Genomic DNA, 20268 nt, shown 5'->3' with positions numbered 1-20268 from the left:
TCTTGGTTAGACTTGGCATAAAGCGGGATCAGCCGGAACAATATTGCGCCGGCTGACCTTCGTTTCCAGTTCGATGGCAGACTGAAAGCCGCAGGCTGTGATGTTGCGCGGCGGGTATGAGAAGGCGAGGTCGCAATCTCAAAAAATAGAGCTCTAGCTTAGAACTCGTTCCAATCCTGCTTTATTGCGGCATTGCCTTGGGTAACGAAACGCTTCGCAGCAAGCTTGGCGCGGCCCTGCAGATCCTTAATCCCACCTGACGATACCCTCTTGGCAACTGCACTCGCCTCAACTTGCCGATTGTCATCAATGGTGAAGATATCCACGATGCCGTCTAATTGGATCGCCTGGGCTTCTGTCTGTTCGATCGATGCGTTTATCTGTTCAACCAGAGCGGCGTTGTGCTGGGTCATCTCATCCATCTGACGAACCGCTGTTGCCACTTCCTTGATCGAGGAAGCCTGTTCTTGGCTGTCTTTTGCAATGCCATCCATCAGGCCAGAATTGGCGCGGATACCTTCGAGCATCGCATTGAGTTTGTCAGCTGCTTCAGCAACGAGGCGGGTACCGCCCGATACTTCGCCGGCGCTTTGTTCGATTAGAACCTTGACCTCGGATGAAGCGCTGGCAGCCGATTGTGCGAGACGACGCACTTCGACTGCCACGACAGCAAATCCCTTGCCAGCATCGCCCGCACGGGCTGCCTCAACAGACGCGTTAAGGGCAAGAAGGTTGGTTTGGAACGCGATGTCGTCGATCAACCCGATGATATTGGATATCTTGGCTGATGAACTGGTAATCCGCTCCATAGCAGAGGTGGTCTCGATCATCACCTGACCGCCCTCTTCTGCAATCTTTGTCACAGAGGAAGCATTGAGACTGGCGTCTTGAGAACGCTGTGCATTTTGCGTGACCGTGTGGGCCATTTGCTCCATGGCGGCTGAGGTCTGTTCAATGGTTGAAGCCTGTTTGGTAGTGCGCTCCGACAGATCGTTGGCACCCGCTAATATCTCGCTAGTGGCGAGCTTGAGAGACCTCGACGTGACGCGCAATTGGTCGACAATATCGCTCATCTTGTCTGCAACGGCGTTAGTGTCGTCTTTTAAGGTGCTAAAGGCCCCTTGGTAATTGCCAGTCACGCGCTTGGTAAGGTCTGCCTCTGCAATCGCTGCCAGGACGAGGCTCGTCTCGGCCAGGCCGGTATCGACAGTTTGAACCAAGGTGTTGACGCTGCCGGCCAACGCGTTGAGTTCGGCATCGGGGAAGGAGGCGTTGACGCGTCGCGAAAAATCGCCTTCGGCTGCAGCATTTACGACAGTCCCGAATGCTTCTTGCAACTCTGACATCATAGTCTTTCGAGCTGTTTCGTCCTCAATGATGCGAGAGGCTTCTGCTGCGGTCATGTTGGCTACCTGTAGCCCGTTCTTGCGGAACACCTCGACCGTTCCTGCCATCACGCCCAACTCGTCAGGGCGCCCAACATACGGCACTTCGTTTGTATAGTCGCCGTCCGCCAAAACACGCATGGTCCGGGAAAGCTTTCTAACGGGAACGGTGACTGATCGACTTACCAGAACAGCCGCAGCGATGGAGAGAACCAGGACCAGTGCAAGCGACATCAACGCAGTAAGTTGGAAGCCACTTGCCGACGCATTGACCTGACCGCCGATCTCGTCGTTCAGCCCGGTCTGATAATCAATGTACTTGTTAATTGCTCCCAGCCAGTCTCGGAAAAGTGGCGCTGCCTGTGCGTTCAATACAGAGCTCGCCTGCGCAAGATCGCCCTGGTTACGCAGGTCTATGATCTGTGAGACGAGCGGATTGGTCCGCGCTTGAATGTCCGCGATCTCGGCGATGATTGTCTTTTCAGTATCGGTCGCACCTGATGGCCCGGCTAGCATTTGTGTCATCGCCAGTTCGCTGACAGCATAGTCGCCGGCGAGCTTTCCGATCAGCGTCAAGGCGGTGGCGACCTGATCTGGTGACCCTGCCAGGATCACATCACGAACAGCGATCGCCCGGTCATGGACGCTACCGCGGAAGTTGATTGCATAGCGTTGCTTAACACTATTGACCTCGTTCACCTGGACAAGATTGCCATTCATAAAATTGACCTGGCTCACTGAATTCCAAGTCAAAGCAATCATCATCAACAACACGAAGCCGAAGCCAACTGAGAGGCGTCCAGCTATACCCAACTTTGCAAAAATCATGACCAGTCTCATCTGATGAATAAATGCTTAAGCTCCTGCGGGCTACCGGCAGGGAGCGAAGGCAAGTGGTGGTAAAATGAAGGACCGCAGACGCTAGTCGGTCAACGATAAGGTTAGCAGATTATGGTTATTAATTCACTAACTTGACTGCTGGCTCGCGCCCTGGACCGGAGCATGACCGCTTTCAGGCATTCACCGGACTGGCTGGTACGACCGATATGGGGTCGAAAACTGCCGAGCCGGAACGCGCACCTTGCCTGCCAAAATCAGTCCCTGCTACGCCCACCCCCAGTCACGTCAGGGCGTACCCGCGCGTGACGTAACGTCGCTGGCGACGGTAGCGTAACCTCTGGGTTGACACCCACTATTTGTGACGTGCGAGCCTCAAGGCTAAACCTTGAGGTGACACATGGCCCGCATCGGCTACGCCCGCGTTAGCAGCATTGATCAAGATCTAGACATCCAAATTGCCAAGCTCAAAGCAGAAGGATGCGAGATAATTCGGTCAGAAAAGGTATCTGGCGGCAGTCGCGAAGGGCGTGTCGAATTAGAAACCGTCATACAGTTTCTAAGACCCGGCGATGAGTTGATGGTGGCGCGCTTGGACCGGCTCGGCCGCGACACACGTGACGTACTAAACCTGATCCACGAGTGCGAGCAGCGACAGGCATTCGTCACCATGCTCGACCCCCACGTGTCCACCCGCGGTGAAATGGGGCATATCGTCCTGACCGTACTTGGCATGGTGGCGCAGATGGAGCGACGTTTCATCAAGGAGCGTCAGCGCGAGGGTATCCAGCAGGCCAAGGCGCAAGGCCGGTATGTCGGTGGTAAGCGTCGAGTAGATCGAGCACAGGTGCGTGTTCTACATAGGGAGGGATTGGGGCCGTCTGAAATAGGCCAACGCCTTGGCTGCTCCCGCATGCAGGTCTATCGAATTCTGGCTGAACCTGAGTGATGATTCTTGGTCCAAGGGCGCCGGTCGCTGTTCGACAGCCATTGGCAGCAACGCGCCCCATTCCGGCCGTTCAGACCACGTTTTGATTTTCCTGAAAGCCGACGGGCCGCTCAAACCGAGGCAATGCGGCAAACGGGTTGAACGCCCGACTGTCGGAGCAGACGTTACACTGGCTCCCACTATGCCTATTTGAGCGAAGCGGCGGAAGGGATCCACCGCTCCAAAACTGGCTATAGCCCCGGCCGCAAGCTGGTACTGCTCGACAACGCCCCGACGGGCATGCTGCCGGGGGCCGACTATGCCAGCGTGGTTTCGACCGACAATTTCGGACTCGGCCAGAGCTGCGCCGCGATGCTGTCGCCCCACATTCCGGCTAACGGCGCCGCCGGCATTCTCGGCTATGGCATCGACTTCTTTGCCACCCACGAACGCGAAATCGCCTTTCGCAAATGGATGGCCACCCATCGGCCCGATGTCACGCTGGTGCGCGAACGCTTTGCCGAACTGGATGGCGCCAGGCCGGCAGCCCTGGCCATGGTGGACAAGACTCCTGGGCTCTCGGGCATTTTTGCGGTCTGGGACGTGCCGGCAATGAAGGCGGCTCGGGCACTGTCCCAGGACGGCATCGACATGCCCATTACCACCGTCGACCTGGGCAACGAGGTCGCCCTCGACATGGCGCGCCATGGCATGATCAAGGGGGTCGGCGCCCAGATGCCCTATGATCAGGGCTGCGCCGCAGCGCGCGTCACGCTGGCGGCCCTGCTCGGGTTGCCGGTACCCCCATGGGTGGCATTGCCCGGACGGGAGGTCACGCCATTCGATGTGGTTGAGGCCTACCAGGTCATCTGGCACCTCCCGGCACCCAAGGCCATCATCGACAGTGTGCGTGCACCTTCCGCTGGCCACTATTGATCCATCACTGACGTTCAGCCGCCTTGCACGGCCGCTTTAAGCAAGCTGACGCGGTGCCCGAATGACCGACATGGGGCGACAGCGGCCAGTCGGCAGTGCGCCCCAGGCGGTCATTGTGAGCCTGCTACCAATCACCTTGAAGCAGACATGCAGTTTGCCAAATAATGGGCCATCAGTCGGCTGTGTCGAGGGCGCGTTTGAGGAAGTCCCGTACCGTGGCCTGGAACTTGGGCGCTTCCTCCACCTGCGGCGCATGGCCGGAATGTTCAAAGATCACCAGTTCGCTGCCCGCTATCAGGCGGTGGATCGTCTCGGACGCTGATACGGGCGTGATCCAGTCATGTCGGCCGACGGTGATCAGTGTGGGCACCTTGATGCCGGGCAGCTTGTCCTTGAGGTCGTAGTTTTCCTGGTTCACGGCGAAGGCGAAATTGTGCGTCGCATAGTGATAGGGCGTGTTCTCGATGCGCGACTGCACCTTTGCCATATCGAGGTCGTGGTCATAGAGCGGCAGGATATGGGCCCAGGCGGCCTTGAGGTCAGCGTTGTCGCGCGTCGTGCCGGCCATGATGCGGTTGAACAGGTCGAGGTCGACCTCGATGCGCGGCGAGGCCAGGGCATTGGCGCGCGACAGTTCGCGATGGGCATTGTCGGCCGAGGTATCGCGCAGCACCATGGCCAGGACCCGGTCGGGAAAGCGGATGGCATATTCCATCGAGATGAAGCCGCCATAGGAACCGCCAGCCATGATGATCTGCTCGGCGCCGATCCATTCGCGGATGGCATCGACATCGGCCGCCCACTGCTCATGGGTAAAGGGCGCCTTGTCCTCGGAGGCGCCGCTGCCGCGCGCGTCGAAGACGACGACGCGGTATTCGTCCGCGAACGGACCGAACGAGGCCTTGGGCTCGGCATGGCTGCCCAGCCCCGGCGCGCCGTGGTGGACGATCATTACAGGCTTGGCTTTGTCGTCTCCACCCAGGACCTCGACGTTCAGGCGTGCGCCATTGATGGTCACATCCATTGCTGTTCTCCTTTAATGCGGTTTAGCCGATGATGCTTTCATCGATGGTGCGGGGACGATTGGTCAGGCGTTCCGGGCCGGCCTCGGTGATCAGCACCGTATCGGAAATGCGGTAGCCGCCATGACCGGGAATATAAAGGCCCGGTTCGCAGGAGACGATCATGCCCGGCTGTAGCGGGCTGTCATCGCCATCGGCGATCCAGGGCGGCTCGTGCAGCCAGATGCCGATGCCATGGCCCATGCGGTGGCGCAGGAATTTCCCCATGCCCGCCTGCTTGATCACATCGATGCAGATCCGGTTGGCCTCCGAACAGGCGCGCCCTGCGACCAGGGCCTCTACGCCCGTCTGCTGGGCGCGGGTGGCGACCTCGAAATAGCGGCGCTGCTCGTCACTGGGCTGGCCCATGACAAAAGTCCGCTCGCTCTCGGCCAAGCGCCCGCCGACGGCACAACCGAGCGAAAGGATGAAGGTCTCGCCCGGCTTGACCCGTTCGGCCGATGGCAGGCCATGTGGAAAGGCGGCATTCTTGCCGGTATAGACCAGGCCGCCAGCCAGCATCTGGCCGACCACGACATCGTCATGCTCGGCATACATGGTGGACACGCCAAATCGGGTAACGTGGCTGGCCAGTTCGGCCTCGGTGGGCAGGGGCGCACCCGATGCAATGACATCGCGTATCAGCGTGAGCCCGGCTTCGACCATGGCGTCCGAAATGCGCGCCGCCTCGCGGTGTAGCACGATCTCCTCGGGAAATTTCAGCAGCCGGGCCTCCTCGAGGATTTCCGACATCACCCACGTCGCATCCGGCGCATAGGTCTTAAATTTCTCAACCCGCCCCGCCGGCGTCGCCGGCGAATAGGCGATGCGACCGGTTGGTCTGACCTGACCCAGCAGGATGGAAAAGGCATCTTCTATGCCCGGGAACTCGGGATAGACGACGAATTCGGCAACCGTATTCTGCTTTTCGGCATGGTCGGCTTCCAGCGCCGGCACCAGCATCAGGCATTGCGTCGCTGTCAGCCAGACCGCGGCAGGGCGCTCATTGGGGAAATGAAAAAAACCGGTGAGATAGGCGACATGATGGTGGTCGTCGACCAGGAGGCCATCAAACCCGCCCGCTTCCATGCGGGCGCGCACGCCGTCCTGGATGCGCCGATAGGTGACTGGCGAGAGCCGTTGTTTCAAGGCTAGTTCTCCCTTGTTCTGGGATTGCGCGCATCGTTATAGGCGATGGACACGAGGGTGGAGGACACCACGAGCAGCAGGATGGCCAGTGAGGGAAACAGCGTGCACCACCAGGCGACGGTCAGCGCGCCCGAGCGCTGGGCATTGAACAGGATCTTGCCCCAGGACCAGCTTTCCGGATCGCCGAGCCCCAGAAAGGAGAGGCCCGCCTCCGACAGCACGGCGCGCGACGCGGTCAGCACGACCGACACCACGATGATCGGCGCCACGGCCGGCAGGATATGGCGCGTCATGATCCAGATGTGGGAGCCGCCAATCGTGCGGGCCGCATCGACATAGGGCAGCCTTGTCACCGACAGCGCCTGTGAGCGCACGATGCGGGTGACTTCAGGCCAGGAGAACAGGGCAATCACCACGACGAGCGTCGTCACCGACGGCCCCACCAAGGCGGCGACCAGGATCATCAACGGCAGCACGGGCAATGCCAGCGAGACATCGACCAGCATCGAGATGACGCCGTCGAGCCGGCGGGCATAGGCGGCCAGCACGCCCAGGGCCACCCCGATGATGATGGCCAGGAAGGACGCGGCAAAGCCGATGATCATGGAGATGCGGGTTCCCCAGATGACCTGAGCCAGGACATCGCGGCCCAGATCGTCCGTGCCAAAGGGATGGGCAGCCGAAGGCGCCTGCAGGATCTCCGGGCCATAGCCGCCGGGAAAGGTCGCGAGCAGCGGCGCCAGCACCGCGACGGCGACCATGAGCAGAATGACGGCAGCCGAGCCCATGCCAAGCGGATTGCGGCGGAAGGCGCGCCACGTCCGGCGGCCTGGCGAGAGGTCTGCCGGTGGTAGGACCGCGGCTGTGGGAAGCGGGGATGGTGCGGGGGTAATTGTCGTCATGGTCATCCGGCGCGAACCCGTGGATCGAGGAAACCGTAGGCGAGGTCAGTGACGAGATTGGCCAGCACCACGGTAGCGGCCAGCAGCACAAAGGCGCCCTGCAGCACGGGGAAATCGAGCTGTCCCACCGCTTCGAAAATAGCCCGACCGACGCCGGGATAGGCGTAGATGGTTTCGGTCAGCACCGCACCACCCACCAGAAAGCCGATCTGCAGACCGATCAGCGTCGTGGTCGGCAACAGGGCATTGCGCAAAGCATGCTTCCAAACGACGGTGCGCTCGGGTGTGCCCTTGGCGCGGGCGAGGTCGCAATATTCCTCACCCAGCGCCTCGATCAGTGTCGAGCGCAGGGTCAGGACGTAGGAAGCTAGTTGAGCCATGACCAGGGTCAGGCAGGGCAGCACGAGATGGTGGGCCACACTGGCATACCAGGCAAAGCCGGTCAGTCCGGATTTGACGGCGCCGCCAATGGGAAACAGCCCGGCCATCAGGCCCAGCGTATAGAGCAGGAAGATGCCGATGGATGGCACGAAGAGGGACTGGCCGATGACGCCGGAGACCTGGACAAACTGGTCCACCCAGCCACGGGCACGGGTCGCCGCCAGAACGCCCAGCGGTATGCCCAACAGCACTGTCAGCACCAGCGCCGCCCCGGTCAGCAGGAGCGTCCACGGCAGGCGCTCCATCAGGACCTGGGTAACAGGCTGGCTCCGAAGGAAGGAAATGCCCAGATTGCCCTGCACGAGTTCACGCAGATAGGCAAAGTATTGGACCGCCAGGGGGCGGTCCAATCCGTAAAGCGCGAGCTGCTGGAGGCGGATTTCCTCCGTCATGCCCGGGCCGGCAACAGCCAGCACCGGGTCGCCCGGCAGCAGCCGGACGAGGAAGAAGGTGATGGTCACGGCGAACCAGAAGGTCGCCAGTCCGCGCAGCAGCCGCTGCAATACATAGCCGCTCAAGTGCACAGGAGTTAGCCCTTTGGCTTGACCGAGGCCAGCGAGAGTGGATTGACCAGAGACAGCAGGTCTGACGGCTGCATCACGAAACCTTCCCACTTGTCGCTGTTATAAGCGAACTGGAAGGTCTGGTAGTAGAGCACGTTGTCATAGACCTGTTCCTGGATCAGGCGGGCCGCAGCCTGGACCTGTTCCTTGACGGCCTCCGGCGTGGTCGCAGCCTGGGCCGCGTCGATCAGCTTTTCGAGTTCCGGATCGGAAATCGAGGCGTAGTTGATAAAGCCATCGGTGCGGTAGGCCAGACCCAGATAGGCAGCCGGTTCTTCCATGACGGCCCAGTTGCCGGCATAGATATCGAAGTCCTTTTCCCGGCCGCGTGCCAGGTAGGTATTGCGCTCAAGGCCAACCAGATTGATCGTTATGCCGGACTGCGCAGCGCTGTCCTTCATGATCTGCGCCCAGTTCGCGATATCGGCAGCGCTCTGCTCATAGAGCAGGGAGAGTTCAAGATCGTCGAACATGCCGTCGCCATCGGCATCGGCATAGCCGGCCTCCGTCAGCAAGGCTTTGGCGGCCTCAGGATCAAAGGTATATTCTTCCATGGCCGGATCCGCCCAATAGCTCAGCACCGGCGAAATCACGGAAGAATTGGTCGATTGCGCCAGACCCTGCATGGCAATGGCGCGAATGGCCTCATAGTCCACCGAATGGGCCAGGGCTTGACGCACCAGCACATTGTCCAGCGGCTCGCGCTGCATGTTGTAGAGCACGTGCGACCAGCCCAGCGATGGCGCCTGTTCGACGGTGATCCCGGGCTGACCGTTGAGCGTCTGGGCGATCGGCGCCGGCAGGGCATTGGCGATCAGATCCAGATCGCCGGCGCGCAGGGCCAGGGCTTCGGCATTGACGTCGGGGAAGACGCGGAATTCGACTTCGTCGATCGTGGCGCGGCCGGCCTCGACCAGTGGATAGTTGTCGACGGCTTCGAGGACGTAGCGCTGACCCACTTCCACGCTGGCCAGCTGGAACGGGCCGGCGCTCACCCAATCCTTGTCATTGGCAAAGGCGGCGACCTGGCCGACTTCGGGGAAAGCATGCTTTGGCACGATCGGCATCCAGAAGCCGATATTGGTCAGGAAGGTGCTGTCGGGGCGGCTCAGCACGAATTCGACGCGCGTCGGCGATGCAGCCGTCGCACTGACAAAGGCGGGAACCAGACCGGCAGTAACGCCAATCTTTTCGCTGGTCACCGCCGTGATGGTGAAGGCGACGTCTTCGGCGGAAAAGGCGGTGCCATCGCTCCAGGTCAGATCATCGCGGATCTCGAGCCAGGCCGTAAGACCGTCTTCCGAATAGCCCCAGTCCGTGGCCACGTAGGGGTCCTTGGAGCCCTGGGCGGTCATCTGCATGAGGCGCGGATACATCAGGTTGGTAACCCAGGTATCGGAGCGGCTATTGCCGACCAGTGGGTTGAAGTTGACGACATCGGCGGTCGTCCCGATGACCAGACGGGTGGCATCCTGGGCACTGACCGCGGTCAGGCCGGTGGCTGCGGCAGCCACCAAGATACCGCCCATCAGCACGGCTCGGCGGGTAAAGGCATTCCTAACATTGCGGATCATAGCGGTCTCGCTGTTCGATTGACACGTGAGTGTTGCGGCCTCTCCAAAGCCGTGTCAAGGATTGTCGTACAATTTATAAGCGAGGCCATCGCGTGACTAAACAACAGGCAGATGAACGCACCGTACTATCGGTTTCCGGGCTGAATGTGAGCTTCGACACCCTGCGGGGCGAGGTACAGGCCGTGCGCGACGTATCCTTTGATCTCAAACGTGGCGAAGTGCTTGCCCTGGTTGGGGAATCGGGCTCGGGAAAATCGGTGTCGACGCGCGCGATTATGGGCATTGTACGCGGCAAAGCATCGATCCAGGCGGACCGGATGCAGCTGGCCGGACACGACCTGCTCACCCTGGACGAGGACGCCAAGCGCAAGCTGCGCGGGCGGGTCATCAGCCTGGTTTTCCAGGATGCGCTCTCGGCACTGAACCCCGTGCTGTCGATTGGAGACCAACTGGGCGAGATTTACCGCACCCATCTTGGGGTGTCCCGCAAGGAGGCCCGCGAGCGATCGATCGAGCTGTTGCGATCGGTCCATATTGCCTCATCGGAGCGCCGCATCGATGATTTTCCCCATCAATTTTCCGGCGGCATGCGGCAACGCATTCTCATCGCCTCGGCGATTGCGCTCAAGCCCGAAGTGCTGATCGCCGACGAACCCACCACGGCACTGGACGTTACCGTGCAGGCGCAGATCCTCGACCTGCTCGATGAGCTGCGCGACGAACTGGGCATGGCCATGCTGCTGATCACCCACGATCTGGGCGTTGTCGCCCGCAGCGCCGAGCGCGTCGCCGTCATGTATGCCGGACGGCTGGTGGAGACCGGCACGGTGGACGACCTGTTCCGGGCCCCCGCCCACCCCTATACAGCGGCGCTGATGGCCTCGGCACCGCGCATCGAAACCGTCGAGCGGCTTGAGCCTATCAAGGGCTCGCCCCCCAACCTGATCGCCCTGCCCAGCGGCTGCGCATTCCATCCGCGCTGCGGCCATCGCGGGGCGCTCTGCAGTCAGGTGCGCCCGGAACTGCTCGCGACCCGTCCCGGGCGCGCCCATGCCTGCCACTACCCCCTTGCGGAGACTACTCATGCCGGTTGAACCGATCCTCGAAGCGCGAAACCTGTCCAAGACCTTCCGGGCCGGTGGCGCCGTGCTGGGCAAGTCCTTCCATGCCGTCAAGGGTGTCAGCCTGAGCGTGGCGCCGGGCGAGACCCTGGCCATTGTCGGCGAATCGGGTTGTGGCAAATCCACCCTGGCCCGCATGCTGGTGGGCCTTGAAACGCCAGACGAGGGCGAGATCCTGTTTCGGGGAGCCCCCATCAAGCGAGACCGCGCCCTGCGTCGGCAGGTGCAGATGGTGTTCCAGGACCCCTATATGTCGCTCAACCCCCGGCGCACCGTGCTGGACATCGTCGCCGAGCCGCTGGACGTGCATGGCCTGGCCAAGGGCGCTGCCCGCAAGGCGCGCGTCGAGGAACTGCTGAGCGCTGTGGGGCTCGACCCGGCCTCTACATCTCGTTTTCCCCATGAATTTTCAGGCGGCCAGCGCCAGCGCATCGGCATTGCCCGCGCTTTGGCGGCCGAGCCCTCCGTGCTGGTCTGCGACGAGCCGGTTTCGGCCTTGGACGTGTCCGTGCAGGCGCAGGTGGTCAACCTGCTGATCGATCTGCAGCAGCGCCTGGGCATCGCCATCATCTTCATCGCCCATGATCTGGCGGTGGTGCGGGCCATCTCGCAGCGGGTCATGGTGATGTATCTGGGCCGCGCGGTCGAGGCAGGAGACGCGGACCAGGTGCTGGTGCAGCCTCGGCATCCATATGCTGTCGCCTTGCGCGGCTCGGCCCTAGAGCCAGATCCGGCCCGGGCCAGACTGGCGCGGGGCACTGCCGCCCGCGGCGAGCCACCCAATCCGGTCAATCCGCCGCCAGGCTGCCGCTTCAATCCGCGCTGCAATCGGGCAACCGATATCTGCCGGCAGGAAGAACCGGTGCTCAAGGGCTATCCCGAGCTGAGCGCGGTGGCCTGCTACCACCCCATCGAGACCGCGGCAATGGCCGGGGTTTAGCCCCGGCCCAGCCGGTCTAGCAACGCCGCGCCGGTGCGGATACCCTTGAGAAACAACTCGATTTCCAAATTCTCATTGGGAGCGTGATTGGCTTCGTCGGCATTGGCATAGGGCATGACGAAGGCCGGCACCCCCAGGATTTTGGTAAAGACATAGTCTGGCAGGCTGCCCCCCGCACAAGGATAGACCAGAGGCGCTTCGCCACGAGCTTCGAGGATGGCCTCCTGAATAAGGACGCCCCAGGGATCATCGAGCGGCGTCTTTGAGGGCAACATCGAGCCATAGGTGACAACCTCCACCTCCGGCGCATGCTTAGCCACATGCGTCTTGACGCAGGCTTGCACATGCTCGGGCGTCATCGCATCCACCAGGCGGATATCGCATTTGGCCACCGCCTCGGCCGGCAGGACCGACTTGCTGCCCGGGCCGCCATAGCCGCCATGCAGGCCATTGATGGTCAGGGTCGGGTGGAACATCAACCGGTCCCAGAACGGGCGATCTGCCGGTTCGTCCAGGCGGGACAAGCCCATCTCGGCCATATAGGCCGGCAGGTCGAGCGGCAGTGCTTGTGTTGCAGCGATTTCGGCAGCCGTCGGGGGGATGATCTGGTCGTGCAGTCCATCAATGGTGATGCGACCGTCCGGGGTCTTCATGGTCGACAGCAGGTGCACCAGCGTCCAGATGGCATTGGGCATGACGCCGCCGTAATTGCCCGAATGGGCATCGCGCGCGGCGGTGCGGACGCGCAGCTCGAACGAGGTCATGCCGCGCACGCCATAGGTCAGCGTGGCCCGGCCTGATTCGTGCAGCGGACCATCGGCCGTCACCACCAGATCGGCCTTGAGCCGCTCCTTGTGATCGCGCACGAAATCGGCGATCTGCGGCGAGCCGATCTCTTCCTCGCCTTCGAGCAGGAAGATGAGGTTGCAAGGCAGCGTGCCATGCACCTTCAGATGCGCCTCGATGGCCATGATCTGGGCGAAATGCTGCCCCTTATTGTCCCCGACGCCGCGGGCATAGATACGCCCATTGCGGATGGTCGGCTCGAAAGGCGGGCTGTCCCACAATTCGAGTGGATCGGGCGGCTGCACGTCATAGTGACCGTAAAGCAGCACCGTCGGCTTGGCCGGATCGACGGTATAGCGGGCCAGCACGAAGGGGTGCCCCTTGGTGGGGATGGCTTCCACCTCCAGCCCCAGATCGCCCAGCATTGTGACCAGCAGTTCGGACACTTCGCGAATGCCGATATTGTGCGCACTGATGGATGGGTTGCGGACATAGTCGATGAGACGGGCGACATAGTCGTCGTCGCGGGCGGCGATATGGTCGAAGACCGATGCGAGACTGGCCGAGGTCATGCTGCACCGCGCGTCAGGAGGATGCCGCCTGATGAATGGACCGTGCCGTGCCAGCCGGGAGCAACATAAGTGGTTGTATCGAGCTGGGTCAGGATGAGCGGACCGGCAAAGCTAGCCCCCGCCCCGAGCGTGGCCCGGTCAATCACCGGGACGTCACGGCTGGCGCCATCGATGCTGACAGCGGTGAATTCCTGCGGCACCGGCATTTCGCCTGGTTCGAGATTGACGATGGGTGGGCTGGCCGCCAGCCCGGTGGCATGCACGCGCAGCGTAACCAGTTCGATCGCCGCCCCCAGGTTGAAGCCATAGAGGGCCTTGTGCGCTGCGCGGAAATTGTCCTCCACCGTGGCGCGGTCGGGCGCATAGTCGACGGCGATTTCCCCGCCTTGGCCGGCATAGCGCAACAGCGCCTTGCGCTCGATAACGCGGGCCTCGGCAGCGACATCCTCGACATCGAGCCAGTCGGCTGCCTGCTGCTCCAGTTCGGCAATGATCGGCGCGGTTGCCTGCGGATCCATCGGACCGGCAAAGGCCATGGCGCGGGAGAATTCCGAGCGCAGATCGGCGGCAAGCAGGCCATCGGCGCAAAGCACGCCCGGCGCCGGCGTTATCAGCACGCGGCCGATATCGAGCAGTTCTGCCAGCGCGCAGCCATGCAGGGGCCCTGCCCCGCCAAACGGCACCAGGGTGAAGTCACGCGGATCGTGACCCCGCTCGACCGACACCACCCGCATGGCACCCACCATGTGGTTGTCGACAATGGCGAGGATACCCCGCGCCGCCGTCTCCAGATCGAGGCCAAGCGGCGTCGCCACGCGCATGACGGCCGCCTTGGCCGCATCGATATCGAGCACCATGCGCCCGCCCAGCAGGCGGGCAGGCAATTGTCCCAGCGCCACATGGGCATCGGTGACGGTGGGCTCGGTGCCGCCATGGCCATAGCAGGCCGGTCCGGGGCGGGCGCCAGCGCTTTCCGGCCCCACGGTCAGACCACCATCCTTGATCCGCGCCAGCGAACCGCCGCCCGCACCAATGGTAATCATGTCCACCATGGGCAAAGCGAGGGGCCAATCGCCCACTGAACCGTGCTGGGTCAGGCCGATCTGACCATCCTTGATGAGGCAGATATCGGCCGACGTACCGCCGATATCCACGGTAATGATGTCGGCAATGCCGCAGGCTTCGGCCGCCGCACGGGCGCCGACCACGCCAGCAGCCGGGCCCGACAAGGCGGTCAGCGCCGGCGCCAGGCGGATTTTGGCCGCACCAGCGACGCCGCCATTGGACTGCATGAGCATCAGGGGCACGCCCGAGCCCTCATCGGTCAGCCGCTTTTCGAGCCTGGCCACATAGGAGGTCACGCCCGGCATCACGGTAGCATTGAGAACGGTAGTCAGGCTGCGCTCATATTCGCGCACTACCGGCAGCACATCACTGGACACGGTGACGGCCAGGTCGGGCAGCTCCGCGCGCAGGATGTCGGCGGCGCGCCGCTCATGTTCCGGATTGGCATAGGCATGAATCAGGCACACGGCGACGGCCTCCACATTCATGCCCCGAATCTGGGCTGCCGCGGCGCGGACGCTCGCCTCGTCCAGCGTTTCGAGTACGGCGCCGCCAGCAGCGATGCGTTCGTCGATCTCGACGATGCGGCTGGCCGGAACGGGCGGCACCGGCTTGATCCAGGTATAGAGATTGGCCTTGCGCGGAATGTCCTGCCGGCCGATGGCCAGCACGTGCCGGAAGCCGCGGGTTGTCACGAGGGCGGTACGGGCGCCCTTGCCTTCCAGGATCATATTGGTGGCAACGGTTGTGCCATGCAGAACCTGATCGAGATCGGCCGCCGACGCTCCGGCCTGCTCGAGGGCAAGCCGGATACCATTGAGGAAGGCCTCAGAGGGATCGGCCGGAATCGAGGGCGTCTTGGCGCGCCAGGAGCGGCCGGCGCGATCCACCAGAGCGACGTCAGTAAAAGTACCACCGATATCCACGGCAACGGCAAGATTGGGTCGGGTCATGTTACACGAGCTCATCGACATAGGTGTTGCGGTGGAAGGCTTTGACGGGGGGCGGATTGCGGCGTAGCCGATCGGTCGCCGCCACATCGACTTCACCATCGGTGATCACCACGCCGTAGAAACTTTCCGCGGCCGCGGGAGTGACAAAGCCACCGGCGACATCTTCCAGCACGCTTTCAGCCGGCCGGTCATAGGGGTGACCCATGCCGCCGCCGCCGCCGGTGCGAATGCGCAGGATATCGCCCTTCTTGAGCGCCGTGCCGTCCGACAGCGGCGCAATCTCGCGTTCTTGCGGTGTGCCTGGATTGACCACGATATGGCCGCCACCGCCCGACATGCCGCCCGCATAGCCCCATGGCGGATTCTTGACGCCATCGATGCGGATGGCCAGCAGGGCCTCGTCGGCGAGGATTTCATATTCGCGGATAATGCCGGTGCCGCCGCGCCAGCGACCCGGACCGCCCGAATCGGGCACCACGCCATATTGGCGCAGGCGGATCGGATAGCCCGCTTCGAGGAACTCGACGGGATAGTTTTCCTGGGCGACGAAATAGACCGCGTCTATGCCATCGGCAAAGTCGCGCGCGCCATAGCCGACGCCGATCCCGTCAGCCAGCAGGAAGGGCTTGGCCTCGCCGGTCTCCTTGCCAAAGGTGCCCCGCATGATGGTGACGACATAGGCTGAATGGGCTGCCGGTGCGCCACCCTTGCCGCGATTGACCAGGCCATTGAGCACGGCCAGCATGCGCATCATGGTCAGGCCGCGCATGCCCAGCGGCGCAGGAAAATTGGGTTGGACGATCGAGCCGGGACGCAGGCGGACTTCATCAATGGCCAGCGGTCCGCCGGCATTGACGACCTGAGAGGGGTCGCCGCCGAGAAAATACAGTCCCAGCGCCATGCCGGGGACGCCCTTGTTCATGATCAGATTGACCGGACCGGGCGCCTGATCATCGCTTTCGGTGGCGTCGAAGATGAAGCGATCCTCGCCGTCCTTGCCCTTTTCGCGGGTGATGGCAAAGCGCAGCGCAAAGGGGCCATTGCCGTGCCCGTCGCTGTCGATCTGGTCGGCGAATTTATAGGTGCCGTAGTCAAAGGTTTCGGCCAGGCGGCGGCGGACGAGGCTGCGGGTCCGCTCGAGCAGTTGCGCCAGGGCATCAGCGACGCGGTCAGCGCCATGGCGCGCCACGATCTCGCCAACGCGCGTCGCGCCCAGATGCACGGCAGCCATCAGCGCCGACATGTCGCCTTCGCTCTGGGCGGGATAGCGCGAATTGCGATGGAAGATGGCCAAGGCCATCTCGTTGACCACGCCCGCATCGATCAGCTTGGTGGGCGGGATGATGATGCCCTCCTGGTAGATCGACGTCGCGTCGGGGCTGATCGAGCCCGGATGCAGGCCGCCAATATCGGCAAAATGCGCCCAGCTCATCACGAAGGCACAGAGCCGGTCACCATGAAACACCGGGGCCAGCAAGACCTGATCATTGGAATGGGTCACGGCCCCCTTGGAGCCATAGCAGTCATTGTACCAATAGAGATCGCCGGGGCGCATGCTCTCGCGCGGGAATTTCTCGAATACCGGCGTCGTCAGATCTCCGAAGATCGGCACCATCGAGCCGACCGCCATGACCCCGCGTTCATCGAACAGCGCGGTGTAGAAATCCTTCTTCTCGCGAATGAAGGCCGAGATAGCCGTGCGCTCGATCAGGGCCTCCATCTCGCGCTGCGTGGCCATGATCGCGCCGCGAATGATTTCCACGGTGACGGGATCGCAAAGCGGGGATGCATCCGGCGCCAGGGCCGGCAGAGCAGATGAAGCAGGAGTCATCATTGGCCTTTCAGGGAAGAAAAGTGTTGGCGGGAGCCGGTCAATGGTCACCGTCCATATGCCGCAGAACAGCCTCGCCGGAGCGGCGGACATAGACGCGGACCGCGGATTCGGCGGCCGTCAAATCGCGTGCCGTGATCCCGGCAATGATGGCGCGCACGCCCTCCATGCCGGTCTCGAGCTGACCCGGCTCGGCCATGGCCATTACACGCAGCCTGTTGATCCGGGTACTCAGCTGATCAAGGACTTCAGTGACAACCTGGTTGTCGGCCACTTCGCTCATGAAATGGTTGAAACGCGCCATGGTCTCGACCAGGCGCACCTTGTCACCACGCTTGCCGGCATCGAGCAGTTGCGCGCCGAAGGCCTGCGCCTGGGCAATGTGTGCATCCGTCGCCGCGTTGAGGAAGCTGCGGACGGCGATGGCTTCCAGCTCGGTGCGAATCTCGTAGATTTCCTGGACATGCTTGCGCGTCAAGGTGGCTACCGTCAGGCCGCGATGGGGGATGACCGTGGCCAGCTTCTCGGCCTCCAGACGCCTGGCGATCTCGCGGACCACGGTCCGGGAAATGCCGAAGGCCTCGCAAAGCTCCCGCTCGGTCAACCGCGTGCCGGGCGCCAGGCGCCCATCCACAATGGCATTACGCACCAAGACAAACACCCGCTCGCGCACCAATTGGGGAGCCTGCACCGCCTCTCCACCCGGCGCGGCAGCAAGGCTCTCCGCGTCGGCTTGAAAGAGTGTGCGCAAATCGTCCATCAGTCCCGCCCGTCTAGAATGAAAACTGGCTCACCGACACCATGACGACATGCGCCGGCGCAAGAGCTTTTTGCGAACACTAACCGGGGCAAACGGCTATGCCCAGACAAATTGTACGACAATCTGGATTGTCGTACAATAATCCATCAGGCATCGTGTAGCCGGACATGCTCACGGGATAGATGGAGGACGATATGCTGGATACGACAATCAGGCAGGTAGTAGATCAGGTCAATGCGGATGCCGCATGGCCTCTGGTCGAGGCCTTTTCGACCATGCCGCGCTGGAAGCCCGAAGATGTCGAAGCCTCGGCCCATGATATTGCCCGGCGCCTGACAGCGCTGGGCGTGCCTGTCGACCTGCTCGAAGCCAATCTCTATCTGTCCATTCCCTATGAAGCATCCGTCGAGGCGGGTGGCGAGGTGCTGGCATCCAAGCCGCCGGCCTATTCGACTTCCTGCCCTGAGGGCCTGACGGGGGTGCTGCACCATATTCCAGGCACGCTGTCGGCGAACGTGTCGAGCTTTTACGAGAAAAACCGCGATGAGGCCGCCGCCGCTGCCGACCGCATTCGCGGCAAGATCGTGCTGACCGACGGCTTTGCTTCCCCAAACAAGGTGCTGGAATTCCAGGAAAAGGGCGCTATCGGCGTCATCGCTGTCAATCCCGGCGTCGACCGGCACTGGGGTATCAGCAGCTCGATCTGGGGCACGCCCGATCTGGACGACCTGCCGCGCAAGCCGGCCATCCCAATTGCGGTGGTCAACAATGCCGATGGCCACAAGCTGATCGCGCTGGCCAAGGCCGGCGGCAGCGCCACCATTCGCACCCGGCTCGAAGAGGGCTGGTTCAAGTCGCTGGTGCCGGTGGTGAACGTGACAGGCACTAGCGAGCCGGACAAGTTCGTGCTGCTGGCCGGTCACTATGACAGCTGGGACGTGGGCGTCGGCGACAATGCCACAGGCGATGCGGCCCTGCTCGAAATTGCCCGCCTGCTCTGGCACAACAAGGACAAGCTGCGCCGCTCGGTGCGCATCGCCTGGTGGCCGGGACACTCGACGGGTCGCTATGCGGGCTCGGCCTGGTTTGCCGACGCCTTCGCGCTTGATCTCGACGAAAATTGCGTCGCACAGGTTAATTGCGACAGCCCCGGCTGCCGCTGGGCAGAGGTCTATGAGAATGTCGCCTGCATGAGCGAGGCTACCGAGCTCTGCAAGAGCGTCGTGCATGACCTGACGGGCCTGGAATTTGAGGGCGAACGCCCGCTGCGCGCCGGCGACTACTCGTTCAACAATATCGGGCTGTCGAGCTTTTTCATGCTGTCATCGACGATGACCGTGCAGAAGCGCCAAGAGATGAACTACTACACTGTAGGCGGCTGCGGCGGAAACATCGCCTGGCATACTGAAAATGACCTGATGGACATCGCCGACCGCGATATTTTGATCCGGGACATCAAGGTCTATCTCGGCGCGGTGATGGCGGTAGCAAATGCAGACATCCTGCCGTTCGACTGGCGCGTCACGGCGGCTGAATTCGCCGCAACGCTTGAGAAGTATCGAAAGGCCGCCGGGGACGACGCCGTGATGCTCGATCCGGTCACGACCGCCCTTTCGGCACTAACCAAGGACCTCGATGGCTTTTATACGGGCATATCGGCTGGCAGCGTGTCGGCGGCCGATGCCAATGCGGCAATCCAGGGCCTTGCCCGCATCCTGGTACCGCTCAACTATACCCGCGGGCCGCGCTTTACCCATGATCCGGCCTTGCCGGTGGCTGGCCTGCCGGCCCTGTCGGTGGCAACCGAACTGTCCAGCCATGCGCCCGAGATGCGCGGCTTTGCCCGCACGCAATTGATGCGCGGCTCTAACCGCACCGCTGCCGCACTACGCCAGGCCAGCCGACTTCTTAACCTGTGACATCAAGCCGCCAAGTGGAAGCTTCCATCTTGGCGGCTTGCCAAAACAGGAAGAGAGACGATCACTTGAAGATAGCGCATGAGCCATTCTCACTTTGAAGAAAATGGAAGCGTTGCCAAGGTCCGCTATGCGCATCAGGTTTCCGAAAGCGGTCTGGCGGTTACCGGCCCCATTATTGCCGTTGCCCGCGCCCTGATGAATGGCAGAAAGGGGGCCGGCAGCGGTCTGTCCGCTTTTCGTCGAGGCCTTCGGAAAGCGGCCATTCGATGCGTGACTCCGATAAGCTGCTCGAGCGCCGAAAAGAGTTATCGCTTTGGCACCACCGGCCTCTGTGGAAGATCATTCTGCATCTCTGCGAAACTCCCCCCGCGCCGCCATCAGGTCGCGCGTCACCTCGGTCTGGCCATAGACCATGACCTGCCGGCCGATCAGTTCTCGAAAATCGAGGCGATGCGCGTCCCCGTCAAAGCTGAGTTCCACCGCGTCATGGGGCGGGCCCTCGGCATGCAGCCGGTCGGCCAAGCCGGCCCGCTCCATCAGTTCGA

Annotated in this window: 16 protein-coding genes; 5 read left to right on the top strand and 11 right to left on the bottom strand. The window is 62.4% G+C overall.

Features of this window, described 5'->3' with window-relative positions:
• Positions 1 to 158: 158 nt before the first annotated feature.
• On the bottom strand, positions 159 to 2213 hold the full coding sequence (locus GDR53_RS12460) for a methyl-accepting chemotaxis protein (RefSeq protein WP_193334805.1): 2055 nt from the start codon (positions 2211 to 2213) through the stop codon (positions 159 to 161).
• Between the two features lie 409 nt (positions 2214 to 2622).
• On the opposite strand from GDR53_RS12460, the gene GDR53_RS12455 reads away from it, so the two are divergent.
• A complete protein-coding gene (locus tag GDR53_RS12455) occupies positions 2623 to 3171 on the top strand; it encodes a recombinase family protein (protein WP_193334804.1) in 549 nt (182 codons plus the stop codon).
• A gap of 189 nt (positions 3172 to 3360) precedes the next feature.
• Positions 3361 to 4086, top strand: a complete 726-nt coding sequence (locus tag GDR53_RS12450) for a substrate-binding domain-containing protein (protein WP_193334803.1) — start codon at positions 3361 to 3363, stop codon at positions 4084 to 4086.
• A gap of 172 nt (positions 4087 to 4258) precedes the next feature.
• Here GDR53_RS12450 and GDR53_RS12445 read toward each other — a convergent pair whose 3' ends face one another.
• Genes GDR53_RS12445 through GDR53_RS12425 form a run of 5 tightly spaced genes read right to left on the bottom strand, consistent with a single transcriptional unit; the run spans position 4259 to position 9776 of the window.
• Positions 4259 to 5110, bottom strand: coding sequence for an alpha/beta fold hydrolase (locus tag GDR53_RS12445; RefSeq protein WP_193334802.1), 852 nt, complete (start codon positions 5108 to 5110; stop codon positions 4259 to 4261).
• A gap of 22 nt (positions 5111 to 5132) precedes the next feature.
• On the bottom strand, positions 5133 to 6296 hold the full coding sequence (locus GDR53_RS12440; RefSeq protein WP_193334801.1) for a M24 family metallopeptidase: 1164 nt from the start codon (positions 6294 to 6296) through the stop codon (positions 5133 to 5135).
• Between the two features lie 2 nt (positions 6297 to 6298).
• Positions 6299 to 7204 (bottom strand): ABC transporter permease, encoded by a 906-nt coding sequence (locus tag GDR53_RS12435; RefSeq protein ID WP_210321330.1) that lies wholly within the window; start codon positions 7202 to 7204, stop codon positions 6299 to 6301.
• Positions 7201 to 8163 (bottom strand): ABC transporter permease, encoded by a 963-nt coding sequence (locus GDR53_RS12430; protein WP_193334800.1) that lies wholly within the window; start codon positions 8161 to 8163, stop codon positions 7201 to 7203. The genes GDR53_RS12435 and GDR53_RS12430 overlap by 4 nt, the downstream gene beginning before the upstream one ends.
• Before the next feature lie 5 nt (positions 8164 to 8168).
• Positions 8169 to 9776 (bottom strand): ABC transporter substrate-binding protein, encoded by a 1608-nt coding sequence (locus GDR53_RS12425; protein ID WP_193334799.1) that lies wholly within the window; start codon positions 9774 to 9776, stop codon positions 8169 to 8171.
• 92 nt (positions 9777 to 9868) lie between these two features.
• Between GDR53_RS12425 and GDR53_RS12420 the strand changes: the two genes are divergently transcribed.
• Together GDR53_RS12420 and GDR53_RS12415 are read left to right on the top strand one after the other, a co-directional pair.
• On the top strand, positions 9869 to 10870 hold the full coding sequence (locus GDR53_RS12420; RefSeq protein ID WP_193334798.1) for an ABC transporter ATP-binding protein: 1002 nt from the start codon (positions 9869 to 9871) through the stop codon (positions 10868 to 10870).
• Positions 10860 to 11837: an ABC transporter ATP-binding protein gene (locus GDR53_RS12415; protein ID WP_193334797.1), complete on the top strand. Its 978-nt coding sequence runs from the start codon at positions 10860 to 10862 to the stop codon at positions 11835 to 11837. The genes GDR53_RS12420 and GDR53_RS12415 overlap by 11 nt, the downstream gene beginning before the upstream one ends.
• Here GDR53_RS12415 and GDR53_RS12410 read toward each other — a convergent pair.
• From GDR53_RS12410 to GDR53_RS12395, 4 genes are read right to left on the bottom strand one after another with little or no spacing between them, the layout of a single operon-like run.
• The gene (locus GDR53_RS12410; RefSeq protein WP_193334796.1) at positions 11834 to 13195 is read right to left on the bottom strand and encodes a M20/M25/M40 family metallo-hydrolase; all 1362 of its coding nucleotides are present in this window, start codon (positions 13193 to 13195) and stop codon (positions 11834 to 11836) included. The genes GDR53_RS12415 and GDR53_RS12410 overlap by 4 nt on opposite strands.
• The gene (locus GDR53_RS12405; RefSeq protein WP_210321329.1) at positions 13192 to 15213 is read right to left on the bottom strand and encodes a hydantoinase/oxoprolinase family protein; all 2022 of its coding nucleotides are present in this window, start codon (positions 15211 to 15213) and stop codon (positions 13192 to 13194) included. The genes GDR53_RS12410 and GDR53_RS12405 overlap by 4 nt, the downstream gene beginning before the upstream one ends.
• A gap of 1 nt (position 15214) precedes the next feature.
• Positions 15215 to 17047, bottom strand: a complete 1833-nt coding sequence (locus tag GDR53_RS12400; protein ID WP_210321328.1) for a hydantoinase B/oxoprolinase family protein — start codon at positions 17045 to 17047, stop codon at positions 15215 to 15217.
• Between the two features lie 37 nt (positions 17048 to 17084).
• The gene (locus tag GDR53_RS12395; RefSeq protein ID WP_193334795.1) at positions 17085 to 17804 is read right to left on the bottom strand and encodes a GntR family transcriptional regulator; all 720 of its coding nucleotides are present in this window, start codon (positions 17802 to 17804) and stop codon (positions 17085 to 17087) included.
• A gap of 194 nt (positions 17805 to 17998) precedes the next feature.
• Between GDR53_RS12395 and GDR53_RS12390 the strand changes: the two genes are divergently transcribed.
• Positions 17999 to 19723, top strand: coding sequence for a M28 family peptidase (locus GDR53_RS12390; protein ID WP_193334794.1), 1725 nt, complete (start codon positions 17999 to 18001; stop codon positions 19721 to 19723).
• Positions 19724 to 20062: 339 nt separating this feature from the next.
• On the opposite strand, the gene GDR53_RS19780 is transcribed toward GDR53_RS12390, so the two are convergent.
• On the bottom strand, positions 20063 to 20260 hold the full coding sequence (locus GDR53_RS19780; protein WP_232846821.1) for an FAD-dependent monooxygenase: 198 nt from the start codon (positions 20258 to 20260) through the stop codon (positions 20063 to 20065).
• Positions 20261 to 20268 lie beyond the last annotated feature (8 nt).

Origin of the sequence: Devosia beringensis (assembly GCF_014926585.1) — a bacterium.
In the GTDB taxonomy this organism is placed as follows: domain Bacteria; phylum Pseudomonadota; class Alphaproteobacteria; order Rhizobiales; family Devosiaceae; genus Devosia; species Devosia beringensis.
This window is presented reverse-complemented; position numbering and strand designations above follow the sequence as displayed.

Coding starts and splice junctions, on each gene's coding strand:
- GDR53_RS12445 (WP_193334802.1), bottom strand. CDS start 5,110: ATGGATGTGACCATCAATGGCGCACGCCTGAACGTCGAGGTCCTGGGT.
- GDR53_RS12390 (WP_193334794.1), top strand. CDS start 17,999: ATGCTGGATACGACAATCAGGCAGGTAGTAGATCAGGTCAATGCGGAT.
- GDR53_RS12400 (WP_210321328.1), bottom strand. CDS start 17,047: ATGATGACTCCTGCTTCATCTGCTCTGCCGGCCCTGGCGCCGGATGCA.
- GDR53_RS12415 (WP_193334797.1), top strand. CDS start 10,860: ATGCCGGTTGAACCGATCCTCGAAGCGCGAAACCTGTCCAAGACCTTC.
- GDR53_RS12460 (WP_193334805.1), bottom strand. CDS start 2,213: ATGATTTTTGCAAAGTTGGGTATAGCTGGACGCCTCTCAGTTGGCTTC.
- GDR53_RS12425 (WP_193334799.1), bottom strand. CDS start 9,776: ATGATCCGCAATGTTAGGAATGCCTTTACCCGCCGAGCCGTGCTGATG.
- GDR53_RS12435 (WP_210321330.1), bottom strand. CDS start 7,204: ATGACCATGACGACAATTACCCCCGCACCATCCCCGCTTCCCACAGCC.
- GDR53_RS12405 (WP_210321329.1), bottom strand. CDS start 15,213: ATGACCCGACCCAATCTTGCCGTTGCCGTGGATATCGGTGGTACTTTT.
- GDR53_RS19780 (WP_232846821.1), bottom strand. CDS start 20,260: ATGGAGCGGGCCGGCTTGGCCGACCGGCTGCATGCCGAGGGCCCGCCC.
- GDR53_RS12410 (WP_193334796.1), bottom strand. CDS start 13,195: ATGACCTCGGCCAGTCTCGCATCGGTCTTCGACCATATCGCCGCCCGC.
- GDR53_RS12395 (WP_193334795.1), bottom strand. CDS start 17,804: ATGGACGATTTGCGCACACTCTTTCAAGCCGACGCGGAGAGCCTTGCT.
- GDR53_RS12455 (WP_193334804.1), top strand. CDS start 2,623: ATGGCCCGCATCGGCTACGCCCGCGTTAGCAGCATTGATCAAGATCTA.